A 17,444-nucleotide genomic window follows, 5' to 3' on the forward strand; every position below is an offset into this window, starting at 1 on the left:
CGTTTGAAGCTTTCTTCATAGATCTTAAATACTGGCATAAATTTACTTTTTGTGTAAACCTATTTTAGGACAAGACAATATTCCTTGCCTGTTTCATCCAAACTTTCTAACGAGCGGTATACAGTATTCATCTCGTGGCTTGATATTATATGGTCACAAACAAGTTCATCAATATAAAGTCACGTAACTGCCCAAGAATATACGGTCACGACATGTCGTGACCATGCTTACCCAGACAGCAGACCTCACCGCTGGTGAGAATTTATAATTCGTCCCTCACCCGTAGGGCGAAAATGCAGTCCATCCTTTCGAATGGCACACCGATTGCAAATCGGCGCGAGCGGAGGTAGGTAAAATGCGAGTAGAGGGGATATTGATTATAAATTGGTTCTAACAGCTACGAAAATTATTAACCAATTAATCATTGATTGTTCAGCCTTTCAATAAAATCGTCGATTGTATCATTTCCCTTTCTTCCTTCAACAAGTTCAATAAACTCCATCTCATACCAAGAATTGTCATCACAGTACCTGCGAACTTCAAATTTTTTAATTCCTACTTTTTCTGGATAGAAAAACATACTGTCAATCAAAAATTGTCTTAGAAGCTTTTTGATTTCGTCCAATGAGAAATTATTAGGATTTGAAAAATCTTTTGACCCAAACAATTTATAATTACCAGAATCGCGATGTAAATAGTGAAGTCGAATATTGTTTGCCATTTTTTATTTTCAAAAGAATGGATATTCGAGACTAAAATCAACGGACTATAAGTCACATTATTCAATCACATCAAAACCAATAGATTCTAAATAGTTGAATGTTGAATCATAAAACTCGGGTAGTCGTGTGTGGTCTTCCACATTGCCTTCAGGTACAACAATCACCATTCCTTGACGAGCTCTTGTAAGTAGCACTCGATAGGCATTTTTTAAATACAGTTTTCGATCAGCTTTATTTATATTTTGCCATTTGCTGCCTTTAAAAGATTTGTAATCCCATCCTTCTTCAGAAAATCTAAAATCTCCATCCCACGCTACACATGCCCAATCGAGTTCAAGACCTTGAACATGAAATTCTGTCGCCACATCTTCTAAATAATATGAGGAGCGGATATCGTCTTTTTCATCCAAGAACCAATGTACTGGATCAATCGGCGATTTCACATCGATACAATAAGGTTTTAATCGTTGGGCTTGAGATGAAACTACAATTCCATATCGCTCTGAACCTCTTGCTTTATCTCGTAACCATTGTTTCGCTTTTTTAAAGTTTCGAGTTAAGACGATGGGATACTTTTCGTTTAACTCTGACAAAGTCGATTGTGCTCCAATTTTGTCTAAATCCAAAATTTGTTTTACCAACAATGAAACATTTTCGGCGCGAAATGACCGCATAGAAACGGCTAGGTGTAAAGAGTCTGAATGTATTACATTTCGTCGTTGTTTAATCTGCTGCAAAATTTGTTCAGCGTTATACTCACTGTCCGTCAACTTGGTTGACATGTAAATATTCCAATCAGGAAAGGATCGATCGAGTGCTTCTATCCATTCAGAGATACCTGCTTCTCCTGTATTTATTTCTTGTCCGCCACCAACTAAACACACCACCACCGCCCAATCAGGGTGTCGGTCGAGACAAGAAATAAGAAATTCTGGTTCAGACTTATTAAAATCTGGAACACCTTTTTTTTGTCGCATAAAGTTGGTGGTTTGTTCCAATGTCCAAGCACGCTGAGCTTCGTCAAACAAAGTGACGTGTTCAATTGGTGGATTGCTGTCCCGTAAGCCTTCATCTCTGAAATGATGCACATTTTGAATGAATGCCTGCACTTCGCTGTGAGCAACTTTCTTTGTCAGTTTCTCTCCTTTTGCTTTTGCTCTTTTTACTTTATCTCGCGCTAAGGCTTCTTGTAATATCTTTACTAAAGGTCCATTACCTGAAAGAAAAACGCTATACAATTCGCTGTCTTTATCAAAATGGGTAGTTGCAATATTGAGACCGACCAAAGTTTTTCCTGCTCCGGGCACTCCCGTAACAAAACAAATTGCTTTCTCTGAATTATCTCTAGACTTTTTGATAATTGCTGCGACTTCATCCGAAGTTTGACTCAAATTAATTGCACTTGCATCACTCCTCGAAATATCTTCAACTGAATGATTCGCATAAAGCGAAGTTGCAGCCTCAATAATTGTTGGCGTTGGTTGATAACGCCCTTGTTCCCAATCCTCAGTATTTATTTGTGCATGTCCATCAAGAAACCGCACAGCATGAGCGATGATACTACTTAAACTTTCAGTATTTGATTTGACCGGATCAAAAAGATTATCGTCTTGTTTCGAAGCTGTTAAGAAGAAATCGGACTGCTTGGCTTTAGTAGCTAGTAAAACTGGAACTATTACTTTATCGTGACTCGTTTCGTGGAAATTTTTCAAATCCAAAGCATAATCCCAAACTTGATCAATTGCGTATGCAGGATATTCCTTTTCACCAACTTTAAATTCAACCACAAAAATGATTGATTTAATAATCAAAAGAACATCAATACGTTTACCCATTCTAGGTATGGCATACTCAAAATAAATTGAACCTGATTGTCCGATAAGCAGATTTTGCAAATAGTCAATTTGAAATTTCCATGAATCTCTTTGAGTTTGCTCAGTAATGAACTCATTATTATCTGCTAACTCACCCAATATCTGTGTATAGGGTTTTTGTAAAAACTTATCGATGGAGTCTGAATAATATGCTCGATTCATTAATTATTTTTTTGATAATCAAATATCAGAAAAAACCTTAATTAATATCACTGATCTTGAAACCTTTTTATATTATGTGTTAATAACAAAACTTTCGAACCAGCATTTCGGATTTGGTATTCTTCCCCTTAATGCGGCTCATATTATAACTTCTGGTTTTGGGATCGTGTACATCCATGCATTAAAATTAGCTAAAAGGACTTTAATCCTTAATGATTTTTAACATCAAGGTGAATTCTGTATTCACAAAAAATAGGTTTCTTTGAACATTCGTTCAATAAAATAAAATCCGATTGGGTGAAGCAAGCCCATCGGAAATTTCAAAACAACAAGTTAAAATCAGGATCGGCATGAAAAAGTTCGGATTAGTGATGGTGGGCCTCGTAGTATTGATGGGGCATGTACAGGCGCAAAGTGATGGTTCGCAGGCACGTTGGCAGGCCAAGCCTGTGGTGGTTGATGGCAACGACCAGGAATGGGCCAAGCCCCTGAATTTCTACGACAGTGCCAGCGGATTGCTATATGCCATTTCGAACAGCAGCGATCAGCTGTATTTGACGTTCACAGTCCGCGACATGCTTAAAATGCGGAAGATGATGACTGCTGGCTGGACCATGCAACTAATCGCAAAGGACAAGAAAAACAAGATAAAGGCCAGCCTGATTTTTCCGGCAGCCAACATGGAGCGCATGGGTGATCGGGGGCAAGATCCAATGTCCGGTTCATTGGTAAAGGAAAACCCGATGATCAGAAACTACGGGCTACAACTGGGAGCGGTACAAGTTAATGGCTTCCAAACAGACAAGAGTGAAGTTCTCTTGCGGAACCAAAACGGAATACGCATTGCTGTGGGCGAAAACCTCGAAAGGCAATTGGTGTATGAGATCGGCATCCCTCTGAAAGAGCTTTTTGGAGCTGCTTATACACCGGGTAAGCAAGTCCTCACCCTCAATGTAGTGGTTAATGCAATGAGCCGTCCTACTGGAAGCGGCAACAATGCCAGCGTACATGCCGGAGGTGGTCAGGGCCGACCACAGGGCGGTATGCGCCAGGGTGGCGGCGGCGGACGTATGGGTGGAGGTATGCAAGGTGGAGGTCGAATGGGTGGTGGTGGTCAGAAGCCAGTTAACGGATCGTTCGATCGTAGCAGCAGCTTTCAGCGGACTTCCTTTAAACAAAAGTTCCGCCTGAACGGCAACTAACGCAGCTACCATCGGTAATGGTCTTTTACGGATGCAAATCCTTTTTTCAGCTCTTAACACAAAAAGAAACCTCTGCACCTTGTTTCTGGTTTGGTGTCTCTGCCTTTAATGCAGCTCATCTTGTAACTTCTCGTTTGGGGATTGTGTACATTAGCCATCCGGAAAAGAAAGCGAACCTTAAGTCGTAAGTGGCTGGTAGGTGGTTCAATGTCGAATTGAGAACTGTTTTTTTAGATTAGATTTAAATTAGGTAAAACAAGGCGGGGCGAAGAATAGGATATTGGAATATTTTTTAAATTTCCCAATTATATTAAGTACGCCATGAAAAACAATGTTTTAGTTCTTGCCGTCACTATTGGAGCCTTCGTTTTCCTCAGCTCATGCGAGCATGAGTTAACCAGCGAAAACTGGCAGGAAATAGCACCGCCGGACACCACGAAGATGATCCAGGTGGAGTTAACTCCTTTCGAAACCCAATATATTTTCACCGTACCTACTTTGGTAAATTATAACTTGAACACCTTTGGACTGGATGTTTACGAGGTCCAGTTCTTTGTTGGGGATCAACTGATCTACACCGGTGATGAGGCCATTGATTATTTTGTATTTGAACCGTCACCTTGGGGCATTAGTCAGCAAACAATGACCATGAAGGTCGCCACCAATACCAATACAGGGAGTATTGCCGATCAGTTGGGGGTTGAAGGTTTTTTCTTTGAACAGAGCTGGGAGGTGCTGTTGGATGGAGGCAATCCTGATCCCGTGGAAATTACCAACATTTACAATAATGATGGAATTTTAAAAATTGAATGGGAAGAGTACGAGCGGTTTAACTTTCAGAAATACCTGCTATATAAAAATTTTGGTGAATCAGAATGGGAAGGGAACGGTCATCTGATTGCAGAAGTTACGGATTCCAGCTTAAACTCGTGGCAGGATTCATCTTTTATTGGTGGCACCGGAATATACTGGATCGAGGTTCAGGGTAGTAATCAAACAGCAGTTGGCCAGAAAAAACGCTTCGACTCGCCACTTCCAAAATTGGATACCCTCTGGGTTGAGGGTGATAGTGTTGCCTTCAAATGGACGAAGAATTTATTTCACAAAGCAGTTGACCACACCACAATCGGCGTAAGCGATTATTACCCAAATCCGCCGATTACGCTGTACTCTTCAACCGATATCAATGATACGACTTGTGTTGTCAGCGGATTACGGTTTGGACAAACCAGCAACTATACACTGTCGGTATATCCAACGACCAACATTCCCATCTACCAGGACAATCAAATATTGAAATCAACAGTGTCTTTTGGTATTGGAAGCAGGCTCCCTGAATTCAGCCAGTTTGCTGGAGATCCAATTGAAGGGAACTTTTACATAGCTGGAAACAACGGGAAAATATACCGGTTTAGTTATCCGGATATTGTCAGCCGTGATTCCTGCGAATCCGGTTTCTTCTCATCTTGGTTTGTATCATTCCATGATCAGCGATTGGTGACTCAGATCAATTCGAGCATGAAAATATATAACAAGTCTGATTTGAATGATTATACCAGCTATGAATGTTGGGACTTTGGCTTCCATTGGTTCTGGAACAACTTTTCTATTTCTACCAATAACCGGATGGTTGGGCCTGTAGGGTTTGGTGCTGGCTTGTACGACTGGAATAGCCAGGAACTGGTTTTTACCGATCCAAATGAAGAACTGGAAGGCTGCTCCCTTTCGCCCGACGGACAATACGCTTTCAGAAAAAAATACCTGGGATATGCCGATCAATCGGTTATTCAGGTATGGCGGGCTGGCGCGTCCGGAATGGAATCGATGGGAGAATTACCTGCCAATATGTACTCCCATGTTAGCTGGATGCCGGATAACGGCCATCAATTGATGGTCTTAAAGGGATATGAGTTTAATCATGCAGGTTCTACCGGAAACCAATTTGGCGTGTATGATGCGGCCGATTTACAGGTTTTTAATGAATTTCCCGTGAAGGTGGGATACTTTTCTGGTGCCGATCCGGAGAGTAAGCTGGTGGCTTTTTGCAGCAAAATACCAGGGTCTGATTACAGAGAGTTTATCTACCTCTATAATTTTACTACTGGAAATATGGAAAAACGGATTTCCCTGCATCCGCAAATAAACGACCTTTGGTTGTATCGTTCCCACATTTTTAGTTCCGAGGGATTTTGTATTAACATCAACAGCTATTAGACCAATCCATATGAAAAAACTATATCTCATCATCAGTCTTATCTTCATTTCAAGTGGGTTGTTTGCTCAATATTGGTCAGCCGGCGCCCGGCTTGGCGTGGGGAGCTATGAGATGAAAACGCTTAAGACCCTGCAACAGTATCGGCTTGAACAGGTGACCATTCCGCTTAAGACAACCGAAGAATTCCCAATGACTCTGAACTACCGGGCTGAATTGGCCCTTAACGATTGGAGCATTTTTAATAAGCTTGGCATTTTTGGCGCCTTTAATTCGACTGGTGCCAGATCAACGGTCTCAGATTATTCGGGGCGGATTGATCTGGATGCAATTATCAACGGCACTCAATTAGGTCTTACCCTTCAAAAGCATATTCAGGAAACAGGCGAGTTGGCGACTGGTTTTTACGTCGATGCTTCCTGGATGTTTACTACCCTCAAAATGAAAGATTATTTGGATATTGAGATATACCCAGCTGGAAGAGAAGATGAAAATTACCAATTTAAGGCTTCCGGCTTTGCTCTCGAGCCTGGATTTTATATGCAATATCGTTTAAATAATGTGCGGTTACAGGCTAACATCGGGTACATGATTGACTTCTCCCGGAAACTGTTTGTGGATGGGAACAAAGACCAATGGCTGGAAATCAACCGTCAGGTAATTTATCCCGGATGGAGCGGGATCCGGCTGGGACTGCAGCTTGAATATTGTTTGAGTAAAAAAGCAAATGATAATCCATCGAGTCACAACTAAATTTTACAACGGTATTTAAAGAAAGAACTTCGTTGATCGCACGATACAATTGCGTATTGATAATTTCTAATTGCATTGTTTCGGTGACTTGCTTGGATTTAGTGTATTTGTGATAGATCAGGGTTCTTGGATTTGTTAAGGTAGATTCATTTAAGCGGTACTAAGTTTGTGTATGGTTGCAAATCTGTTCGCTAAAAATATTTTATACTTTTCTTTCTAATGTGAAATAATAATGTCGACATAAGAAAGTTTTATATTCAATAAGATTCTAATATCAGCTATAAAAGCCAATAATAATTGTTCTATTTTTTTATCAAAAAGCCACCAACAAGGAACATTATCCGGGGCGTTTATTCAATTGGATTAGGCACTAAACTTTAATTTGATGCAAAGGATATTTTTAATTGCGATCTTGATTTTTATGCTTGCAGGTTGTTATTTCAGTCCATCCGGCGAGCATTTTGAAGAGCTAGACCAAGTTGGCAAGCTACCTTACGTAGACGTTGAACTTAACTTCGATACCGACACACTTTACGTTTACAACAATGAATGGATTCATTTCCATTACACAAAGAACGGAGACCTGGTTAATTGGGCACGTTTCATTATTGATGGGGAGGCAATTAGCCCCAATCCGGAAGAACAGGGAGCAGTGGAGTTGTCTTGGTACTTTCCGGGATTTCCACCTGGAACCCATTCTCTAAGCTTGCAGTTATATACCAGATCGCGTACTGGCAGCATAGCAGATCTTACCGGTGCTGAAGGCTTTTTATTGCAACAGGACTGGGTGCTGAAGGTAGTGGACGATTGGGAAATGGGACCAGCGATCATTGCTACGTCCTTTGAAAGCGGGATGTTGAAAATACAATGGGAAGAGTTTAAGGGATTAAACTTTGAAAATTATCAAGTTTATAAATATGTTCAGCCTACAGGGTTGCCTGATCAGTTAGTGGCTACTATTACTGATCAACATCAAACTACCGTTACAGATCCAAACTATCACGGAGAGAATTCCAGGTATTATGTGCTGGTAAATGATCGTCACCGAGGGCGTTCCTTGGATATTGAGGGACCTATTCCGCAGGTTAGTGCCACCAATAATGCACAAGGGAATATTGTGCTACATTGGGAAAAGCCACCTTTTTGGGCAGCATTAAAAGGATATAGGATTATGGACGACGACATTTCATGGACGAATGAGGGATTTGTGCCACTCTACTTGGTCGATGGCCCATCAATGGACTCAATTGAAATTACAGACCCGTATTTTGCATATAATTACAATTTGTGGCTTCAGCTTGATCCTAGTGGAACGATATACCTTGAAGATTGGAGTCGTCCGGTGCATCTGGCAACAAAAGTAACGGCATCTAGTGGTCAACCTTCTCCAGAGTTTATCAATGGTAGAGTTGGTATCGAAAATCGGATTTATTTGTCCAACTATAAAGAAGTTGATGTTTTCAATACAGAGCTTAACCAGGTCGTGGAAACAATTCAATTACCGGTTTTTGGAAACTTTGAAGTTTCTGCTGGCAATAAGTTTTTAATTGCCAACATGAATGAGCCTAATCAGCTTTATTTCCTCGATTTAGAAAATCCGGATAACCATAAAATCATCGATTTTTCCGGTCAGCTTCCTTACATCGAACACATTACAACAGTTGCTGATAATGGAACCGGGATTGTTCTTTCCGGGCAAAATATAATGTTATACGATTTTGTTAATGAAAAAATTATTGCCGATGGAACACTTGTCTACAAGGGGCTTTATCAGCATTACATATCAGGAGATGGTAAATACTTTTGCGTCAAAAACTGGGGTGGATTTGAGTTTTTGCAGCTTATGGATAACGAGCTTGTTCCTATGGAGGAGCTAAATATGAACGGCAACAGTACCGTTTTTGCCGACTTTTTGACAGGTGAGCAGCCAAAGCTTGTTAGAGTTGATTCTGAGAAGATTGAGGTTATCGACTGTACTACCCAAACTATTCTTCACCAATGGGACTTGACACATGGTGTAAATACTGAGGTTTTTCATGTAGATAAAGCAGGTAACCAACTTTTCCTTCGCGAAGGCGAAAATCTTGTTTTATTGAACACCGAAACTGGTATGCGTATTATCTTGGGGAAAACATATGAATCGCATTACTTAAATTGGTGGGGAATGAAATACAACAATGGACAAATATTATGGGACGGGGGGCGAAGATTGGATGTAGAATCAAAACTTTGATACACATGAAAAAATTATTGAATTTTAATGCCGTGCTGTTATTTCTGTTTATTGCAAATACAGCGGGTGCTCAAAAATACATGGTCGGTGTCGGGTGTGGTTATGCCACTTTTGATATGACTGATACTAAAGATTACAATGAAACGGTGCTAAGCAAATTGCCTTTTGCTCCTTTTATCACGGATGATTTTCCTGGTTGGTATTTTTTTCAAGCAGAAGCATTGTACAGTTTTCCGAAGGTTCTGGCCGTTGGATTAAAATTTTCTACAACATCAACTGGTTCCCGGATTCATCTTGCCGATTATTCTGGCGAATACACTTTTGATAACCAACAGAAGGGATGGTTTCCAGGGCTAAAACTTCTTTTGGGAAAAGCTCCGGGCAGAAAGAGTGGCATTAGTGTTTCAATCGAAGGGGGAATGGCATTCAGTTTTATGACTTTTGATGAAAAAATATTAGTTAATGAGGAGGCAATCGATAACTATGAAGAGTTTAATGCCCGAGGATATTATTTGCAGCCCGGGGTGAATTATATGCAACACTTGGGAGAGCATATAATTATTTCGGCTAACATATCCTTTTATAAGGGATTTGAAAATGGGTATTATGCAGAAGGTGACAAGGATCTCAAAATAAGGAACAATGATACAGGAGAAAAGATTGAACCAAATTGGAATGGACTACGTGCAGGTCTGGTGGTTTATTGGCGTTTATAATTTTATTGTATTTACTATTTATTCAGAATCATAGTCCTGAAGAATTGGGTTACCAGTAGCTACTAACAAACCTATCATCGTCAGTCTTCCTCTTTTTATACAACTGCTTAAGATCAAACGTCGCTATTCCCTTGAGAAACAGCGTGCATATATTTAGGGTGAATATATGAATAAAAAATCAACCTCTGAAAGTATTCTGATAAAATGTTAAGTTTGTATACCGCAACTAAAAAGTCCGTAGAAATGAAAAAACTTGCTGTACTACTAATTGCTTTTTCAAGCCTGTATGCCTGTAATCGTGCTTCCTTCCCCAAAGTTGAGATTAGCAGTTCGCTGGGGAATATTGTTGTGGAAATTGATACAATACATGCACCTGTTACAGCCGGGAACTTTTTAAGCCTGGTGGATCGGGGCGTATACCTAAACTCGGCATCTTCTTTTTACCGGGTAGTTCGTATGGACAATCAGCCACAAAATAAGGTGAAGATTGAAGTCATACAGGGAGGACTAAGCAGGGATGAAGATGTCAAGGAATTTCCCGCAATTGCACACGAAACCACCAAGCAGACAGGTCTAAAACACCTTGATGGAACCATTTCCATGGCCAGAAATGAACCCAGCACTGCCAATACGGAATTCTTTATCTGCGTCAATGATCAACCAGAGTTGGACTTTGGTGGAAAACGTAATCCCGATGGACAGGGTTTTGCAGCCTTTGGACAAGTGGTAGAGGGGATGGATGTGGTTCTGGAGATTCAACAACAACCAGATGATGGGCAGTATCTTCCCAAATCAGTGGAGATTTATTCAATCACCAGAGTAAAGTAAGATTACTTTTCTAAAATCTAATGCTTTTAAATCTTCAAGCCAGATGGGCTTATCCTTTTTCAATCGATAAAAAGGATAAAAAAATCTCGTCAAAATGAACCTTCAACCCGCCTCCCAATTTTTTCTTTCAGGAACACATCCCTGAATACCCACAAAAAATTGTTCGCTCCAACGCCGGCCCGGCATTTTGACTGGCCATCCCTAAATTAACCCCAAAGGGAAAATTCAATCGTTAAATGGATGGACATTAATAAGGTTTGATCTTGAAGTATGTAACCACACTACTTAGGTTCAAAAATGGAATAAGGTTTTTCTTCTAAACCTTATCTTTAAAAAATACCTTAGTAGATATCAAATAAAACCATACACAACCTTATTTTATTATCGGGTTCTTGCATAACTAACTCAGATCTAACAAAGGTTAAATATGTTTATTTTTCCAAAATCAAATACTTTTAAATCTTCAAATCAGAATGGTGAAAATGAGGATTTGATCACAGAAAGGCGTGGCTGTCCTGGTTCCCGCCTAATGAAAAATGCGTTAAGAAAACCAATGGAATGAACGTAGAAAAATCGAGCTTGCTTGACGACCAGCGGGAGGAGTTTGGTCGATTTTAGTGAATGGAACTGATTTTTAGCAATTTTTCATTCAGCTGCGGCTCTTTTTGGTTCCTTTTTCCAGCTGCAGGGAAAAAGGAATAACCAATCCGGTTTAGGAAAACCTGGCTTTTGTTTTGAAAGACAGCTCGTCTCATCAATTCTTTTAAATGCCACAAAAAATTGTTCGCTCCAACGCCGGCCCGGCATTTTGACTGGCCATCCCTAAATTAACCCCAAAGGGGAAATTTAAACTTCAAATGAATGGATATATAAGATTTGATCTTGAAGGATGTAACCAAGCTACTTAGGTTCAAAAACGGAATAAGGTTTTTCTTCTAAACCTTATCTTTAAAAAATACCTTAGTAGATATCAGATAACACACACAACCTTATTTATATTGGCTGGCTCTTATAAAATCAACTTAGATCAAACTCCGGATAATCAAGTTTATTTTTCCAAAATCAAATACTTTTAAATCTTCAAATCAGAATGGTGAAAACGAGGATTTGATCACAGAAAGGCGTGGCTGTCCTGGTTCCCGCCTAATGAAAAATCCGTTAAGAAAACCAATGGAATGAACGTTGAAAAATCGAGCCTGCTTGACGACCAGCGGGAGGAGTTTGGTCGATTTTAGTGAATGGAACTGGTTTTTAGCAATTTTTCATTCAGCGGCGGCTCTTTTTGGTTCCTTTTTCCAGCTGCAGGGAAAAAGGAATAACCAATCCGGTTTAGGAAAACCTGGCTTTTGTTTTGAAAGACAGCTCGTCTCATCAATTCTTTTAAATGCCACAAAAAATTGTTCCATCCAACGCCGGCCAGACCATTTTAACTGGCCATTCCTAGATTAACCCCAAAGGGGAAATTTAAACTTCAAATGAATGGATATTAATAAGATTTGATCTTGAAGGATGTAACAAAGCTACTTAGGTTCAAAAACGGAATAAGGTTTTTCTTCTATACCTTATCTTTAAAAAATACCTTAGTAGATATCAGATAACACACACAACCTTATTTCTTAATACCAAGTTCTTGCGCAACTAACTTAGATTGGTTTTCTAAAATCTAATGCTTTTGAATCTTGTAGTCAGTCACCGACTAGCTTTTCTCACCAGGTCATAGACTAATAGCTAGCAGCTAAAAGCTAGTAACTACTTCTTAAAGCTGAAGGTAGTGGTACCGATGTTGTTGCCGTCGGCAAAAATGTCGATGGTATATTCCCCTGGAATAAGAGGATCTTCACCATTGTTATCCCAAAAAATATTAACCGGCAATTCGTTTCCTTCGTAGGTCACCTCGCGCATAGCCGAGTAGGGAATACGCAAATCTTCGAATCGGAATAAGTCATTTTTGGATTTAATCAATAAGATTTGATCGGGACGCTGAATACGCACATAAATATTTTTAGCACCCCGCTTGGCAGTTACGTTTTTACTAAGGGTAAAGCTTACCTGTATTTTCTCTGCCTTTTGGCTGTTGTTTACATCGTTCCCACGGTCGTTAATCCCAAAGGCACTTAGCGAAAGGGCTTCAAGCATTGCCGCACGTTCCACCTTTTGAGCCAGCTGCTGCTTTTCCTTTTCGAGGTTTTTATTCTTGGACTCCACCACCATGTATTCCTCTTTAACCTGTCTGTTCTCGGCCATCAACTCTTCATTGCGCTGGTTCAGGGAGTCAATTTGTACAATATAGTTCCGCATGATTCCACGCAAGGTAGTCACCTGCGCCTGGTATTGAGAAATCTGGTCGTAGCTGGCCTTTTTAATCTGGCCGACCTCCAACAATAAATCTTTCACCTTGGTTTGAGCCACAAACAATGCAGCATTGATGGTGTCGTTATCGGTTTTCAGGGAGTCGTAACTCTGAACCATCTCGCTTAGCTCTACCTGGATGGAATCTTTCTCGGCATTAAGGGTTTGCAAAATCTGTTTGTGTTCTCCACGTTGCATGAAAAACAACACCACAACCACCAACAGGAAAAACGCAAGGAAGATAACTATCAGGTTATTTCTGCGGTCTTTATCTGTTGCGCCTAACGAGAATTTCTTTTTGGGGGTTCCTGAATCAACCATAGTTTCAAAGCTTTTAGCTAGTTAACAACGAGCACAAAATTAGTATTATTTTATAGCCATTCAAATATAAATGAAAAGGCTTTGGGCTTCTTTCATTTTTTATACTCAAGCGTAATTTTTTGACTCACCCCAAGCCCGCTGCGCTTGCTTTTCCCATTCTACCTGTAGAGAGGGAAAGAGTTGGATCAATCTAAGTGGGTTGTATCCAAATCAGGGGAGAGTCGGTATATATAACCACCGATCTTCGCTTTTATCGAATGAAAAATGAAAAGCCTTCCCGTTTGAGGATGAAGAAATCGATTGGTCACTATTTGTACTTCCCCCCCAACGGGTGTAACGAAATAGTCATGGGAGAAGAGAGCAACACTAGAAGGTCACGACATGCCGTGATCTTTCTGGTTTCTGGATTACACTTAAACTGGGTTTTATAGGAAATGTAAAGCACTTTTATATTCATGTGTCGCATAAAGTATATATTTCTTAAGACTCGCTTTCATTTCCCATAAATCTCATATGAAAAGTTGCTATTGATTTGACTTATGTGAAACAATGACTTAATTTTGATAAAGTTTCACCCACAAAATCATTCAGATGTTATCAAATTGCCTTTTCCCAAATCACGACTCCTATGATATTTTTAAACTTGTGTTCGAAGCAGGTACATTATTATCGATAATTGCAGCAATTATTGTATTTCGATGGAACAAAAAACAGAACTATTTCACGGTTGTTCAGTTTTGCCATAGCAGGTATCGAAAGATTGTAAAAAAACAGCAAGAACTTGAAAAACCAAAGAATATGATAAGCAAGGACGAACTTTATACTGATCAGAAAATGTGTTTGCGTGATCATTTTGGTTTGGTCAGTGAGGAGACAATTTATATCCGACAGGGCATTTTTCCGCGATTCATTGCCTATTCCTGGTTGGCAGAAATGACTAAAAGGGTTCCTGTGTACAGGTTTGGTGAAAATGAAAAACCATTGAATCTTGAGAATCTGAAAAATGGAGATAACTGGATGCTTGCAAATGATAAGCTAGATGAGCTAAATGAAACGTTCAATCATTTTGAAGAGCTTAAAGAATTATTTACAGTGACAGATAAGAAGTTCGCGACAGATGGTGGTCATAGCAACTTTCTATTACCCGCAGACCGAAAAAAACTGGCTCATATACTTTACAGGAAACTTCGACCCGGTATGTGGAACAGGTTTGGAGATATATTCAATACAAAATGGGTAAAGGGTAATTGGTAATAGTCTACATCAGATTATTCAGCTCAGGGGTGATTTGCTGTTCAGCCCTATAATGTAAAAGATGAATATTTAATAACAAAACATATTCTCCCAATTGCTTATTGATTTATTACTTTTGCCAGCCCTTAAGCAATTTGATTTTATGGATTTTACTACAATGAGCATTTACCAGCCTAAAATGGAATATCGGCGTTTTGGCAAAACAGAGAAGAATGTTAGTGTAATTACTTTGGGAGGCATGCGCTTCAAGCATGGCTGGGACGATCCGCGTCATGAAATTCCAGAAGACACCATGCAGCAGGTTACCAAAACAGTTGAATTGGCATTGGAGCAGGGCATCAACCTGATTGAAACCGCTTATGGTTATAAAAAAAGTGAAACAGCTTTTGGGATCGTGCTGAATGAAAAGCTGAAGGTAAAACGCGATTCCTACTACCTGATGACCAAAGGCAGCGCAAAAACGGCCGCAGAGATGCGTGCATTGGTGAATGAGCAACTGGAAACCCTGCAAACAGATTACTTTGATTTTTATGCCTGGCACGGTATAAACAACCAGGAACTGTTTGAAACAGCCTGTGCACCGGGGGGATCAGTTGAAGAATTGCTTAAAATGAAGGAAGAAGGGATCATCAAACATGTGGGATTTAGCACTCATGCCCCACTGGATGTAATCTTAAAGGCCATCGAAACCGACCTGTTTGAATTTGTTAACCTGCATTATTATTACTTTTTCCAACGACATAAACAAGCAATTGACCTGGCAGCATCTAAGGATATGGGGGTATTTATTATTTCACCTAACGACAAGGGTGGTCAGTTGTTTAACCCACCACAGAAGCTGGTGGACCTGACTGCTCCACTTCATCCCATTCAGTGGAATGCACGGTTTTGCCTGGGTAATCCTGCTATACATACACTCACTTTTGGTATTACTGAACCAGAGCATTTTAATCCGATTAACGGTATCTTCCCGGCACCGGCACCCATGTCAGAGGCCGATACGTACATCAGGCAAAGGTTGGACGAGCAAGTGAAAACGGTATCCTATGCAGGTTATGAAGGCTATGAGATGCTGAACGATCCTTCGGGAATCAATATTCCGGAGGTGCTTCGTTTTCGCAAGCTTTGGAAGTGTTACGATATGAAAGACTTTGGCCATTATCGGTACAACATGTTTCAGGAAAAAGACCACTGGTTCCCCGGGAACTTCCCCACACCAGAGAATATTAAGCAGATTGATTTAAGTAAGTGCCAGGAAGATATTCCGCTGGTAGAATTGATCGAAGAGACTCATGCCGGCCTTTACAAGGAGAAAAAGAAGTAGGTTTTCTCTATTCATGTCGGTTTACTCATATAAAGAATTACGCTGGCTGTTTCCTGCCAGGGAGTCTATTAGGGTTTTTGCGCTAACAATATTATAGTCATTCACAGAACAATGCTATTGTTTCTTTGTTTCTCATTTTGTAAAAGGCAATAGAGGGAAGGATAATTTATTTCGATCCGCACTAGATCAATCATAATTTGTTGTATGAAAGCAACAATATGAGTACGTGAAGGCAGAATGTTGTCTTCAGAAAATCGTCCCGCTCTAAAGAATCTGGTGTCATGTTTGATACTTCAAAGGTTCACATTCTGAACGAGTAGAGGCTGTTCTTTTTACATTAATATGCAATCACAACACCAATAAATCACTTTCAAATCTGGTAATTTCCTTCCGGGGATTTGCGATAATAATTCTAAGTAGTACCACTTACCGGAAAAACTCATTCTATATAAATCATCCACTTATTTATCAAAAATTAAAACACAGCAAACATGAAAAGAATCGCATCATTACTCGTACTTGCCCTACTTTTTTCCTGTACGGCACAAGAGCCCAAGCCAGAACCAAAAACGGTGGTTGGCATGTTCACTCCCTATTATTATTTTCCGGAGATCCTGAATGGAAAAGTTAAAAACCTAAAAGAAGTAAACTATTGGGCTAAAGATGATAATGGCACCATTACAGCGGGCATGCGCATTACTGTTGCCGACCGTGACAGCCTTATTAACTGGACGGATGACATTGATGTGTCGTTTGACGAAAATGGAAATGTCGTAACAAGCTTGCATCTGGATGAAAATGATCAACCATTTGGTCAGTTGACTGTAACTTTGGAAAATGGAAAGCCAACCGGTGCCAGTTGGATGGTAAAAGATACCATTCGAAACTATTCGAAATTCACTTACGATGGTGAGATGATCAGCCGTTTTGATCGCTATAACGCTCAGACAGACTCTCTGCTCGCCAGTGCTGATGTTACCTATAACGATATGGGAATGAAAGAAACATTGCAGTGGTATAATGCCGATGGGGAAAAAACGTTCCTGGTTAATTTTAACTACGATATGGATGGATTGGCAGAAAGTTATACGGCTAGCAGGAACGATACCGTTCGCATAAAAATGAGTTTCGTTTCCAATGAAGAGGGCTTCTTTAAAGAACAAACTGTTGAAGATATGACTAGTAATGAGATTGATTCCTATACCTACGATTACACCTATGATGATATGGGGAACTGGATCAGTTATATTGCTTATGAAGATGGCAAACCAACGGTTGTTGCCAAACGAACGTATACGTATTACACAGAATAGCTGCTTACTTTTATTAGTAGAGCACAATAACCCAGGTAGGTTTAATCTGCCTGGGTTTTTCGTTTTAGTGATGTTATCACCTACCCACGGCTATTTTTCAGCTGTTGACTCGTCCTAAAAAAAGTTTACAGGTTATATATTCAAATTTATCTGTTTTTTATAATAATTCTTCCATCTTTTT

At 39.9% G+C, this 17,444-nt stretch carries 14 protein-coding genes; 9 read left to right on the forward strand and 5 right to left on the reverse strand.

The window, feature by feature from the left end; genetic code table 11:
• Window positions 1-421: 421 nt before the first annotated feature.
• The 3 genes from ACUNWD_RS20470 to ACUNWD_RS20480 all read right to left on the reverse strand — a co-directional run bounded on the left by ACUNWD_RS20470 (window position 422) and on the right by ACUNWD_RS20480 (window position 2,936).
• Window positions 422-721 carry a hypothetical protein gene (locus tag ACUNWD_RS20470; protein ID WP_445589734.1) on the reverse strand — a complete coding sequence of 100 codons (300 nt, stop codon included), beginning with the start codon at window positions 719-721 and terminating at the stop codon, window positions 422-424.
• A gap of 57 nt (window positions 722-778) precedes the next feature.
• A complete protein-coding gene (locus ACUNWD_RS20475; protein ID WP_445589735.1) occupies window positions 779-2,758 on the reverse strand; it encodes a DUF2075 domain-containing protein in 1,980 nt (659 codons plus the stop codon).
• A gap of 79 nt (window positions 2,759-2,837) precedes the next feature.
• Window positions 2,838-2,936 carry a hypothetical protein gene (locus tag ACUNWD_RS20480; RefSeq protein WP_445589736.1) on the reverse strand — a complete coding sequence of 33 codons (99 nt, stop codon included), beginning with the start codon at window positions 2,934-2,936 and terminating at the stop codon, window positions 2,838-2,840.
• Between the two features lie 115 nt (window positions 2,937-3,051).
• Between ACUNWD_RS20480 and ACUNWD_RS20485 the strand changes: the two genes are divergently transcribed.
• From ACUNWD_RS20485 to ACUNWD_RS20510, 6 genes are all read left to right on the forward strand, one after another.
• Window positions 3,052-3,960 carry a hypothetical protein gene (locus tag ACUNWD_RS20485; RefSeq protein WP_445589737.1) on the forward strand — a complete coding sequence of 303 codons (909 nt, stop codon included), beginning with the start codon at window positions 3,052-3,054 and terminating at the stop codon, window positions 3,958-3,960.
• 321 nt (window positions 3,961-4,281) lie between these two features.
• On the forward strand, window positions 4,282-6,174 hold the full coding sequence (locus ACUNWD_RS20490; RefSeq protein WP_445589738.1) for a hypothetical protein: 1,893 nt from the start codon (window positions 4,282-4,284) through the stop codon (window positions 6,172-6,174).
• A gap of 10 nt (window positions 6,175-6,184) precedes the next feature.
• Complete coding sequence (locus ACUNWD_RS20495; protein ID WP_445589739.1) at window positions 6,185-6,925, forward strand: hypothetical protein; 741 nt, start codon at window positions 6,185-6,187, stop codon at window positions 6,923-6,925.
• A 385-nt stretch (window positions 6,926-7,310) separates the two neighbouring features.
• Complete coding sequence (locus tag ACUNWD_RS20500; RefSeq protein ID WP_445589740.1) at window positions 7,311-9,158, forward strand: hypothetical protein; 1,848 nt, start codon at window positions 7,311-7,313, stop codon at window positions 9,156-9,158.
• Window positions 9,159-9,163: 5 nt separating this feature from the next.
• Entirely contained in the window at window positions 9,164-9,874 is a 711-nt protein-coding gene (locus ACUNWD_RS20505) for a hypothetical protein (protein WP_445589741.1), read from the forward strand.
• 243 nt (window positions 9,875-10,117) lie between these two features.
• Window positions 10,118-10,702 carry a peptidylprolyl isomerase gene (locus ACUNWD_RS20510; RefSeq protein ID WP_445589742.1) on the forward strand — a complete coding sequence of 195 codons (585 nt, stop codon included), beginning with the start codon at window positions 10,118-10,120 and terminating at the stop codon, window positions 10,700-10,702.
• 1,231 nt (window positions 10,703-11,933) lie between these two features.
• On the opposite strand, the gene ACUNWD_RS20515 is transcribed toward ACUNWD_RS20510, so the two are convergent.
• Both ACUNWD_RS20515 and ACUNWD_RS20520 read right to left on the reverse strand, forming a co-directional pair.
• On the reverse strand, window positions 11,934-12,074 hold the full coding sequence (locus ACUNWD_RS20515) for a hypothetical protein (RefSeq protein ID WP_445589743.1): 141 nt from the start codon (window positions 12,072-12,074) through the stop codon (window positions 11,934-11,936).
• A gap of 377 nt (window positions 12,075-12,451) precedes the next feature.
• Complete coding sequence (locus tag ACUNWD_RS20520) at window positions 12,452-13,372, reverse strand: hypothetical protein (protein WP_445589744.1); 921 nt, start codon at window positions 13,370-13,372, stop codon at window positions 12,452-12,454.
• A 591-nt stretch (window positions 13,373-13,963) separates the two neighbouring features.
• Here ACUNWD_RS20520 and ACUNWD_RS20525 point away from each other — a divergent pair.
• The 3 genes from ACUNWD_RS20525 to ACUNWD_RS20535 all read left to right on the forward strand — a co-directional run bounded on the left by ACUNWD_RS20525 (window position 13,964) and on the right by ACUNWD_RS20535 (window position 17,263).
• The gene (locus tag ACUNWD_RS20525) at window positions 13,964-14,626 is read left to right on the forward strand and encodes a hypothetical protein (RefSeq protein WP_445589745.1); all 663 of its coding nucleotides are present in this window, start codon (window positions 13,964-13,966) and stop codon (window positions 14,624-14,626) included.
• Window positions 14,627-14,768: 142 nt separating this feature from the next.
• Window positions 14,769-15,950, forward strand: a complete 1,182-nt coding sequence (locus ACUNWD_RS20530) for an aldo/keto reductase (RefSeq protein WP_445589746.1) — start codon at window positions 14,769-14,771, stop codon at window positions 15,948-15,950.
• A 491-nt stretch (window positions 15,951-16,441) separates the two neighbouring features.
• On the forward strand, window positions 16,442-17,263 hold the full coding sequence (locus ACUNWD_RS20535; RefSeq protein ID WP_445589747.1) for a hypothetical protein: 822 nt from the start codon (window positions 16,442-16,444) through the stop codon (window positions 17,261-17,263).
• The last annotated feature ends 181 nt before the right edge of the window (window positions 17,264-17,444 follow it).

The sequence above is a fragment of the Sunxiuqinia sp. A32 genome (genome assembly GCF_052690465.1).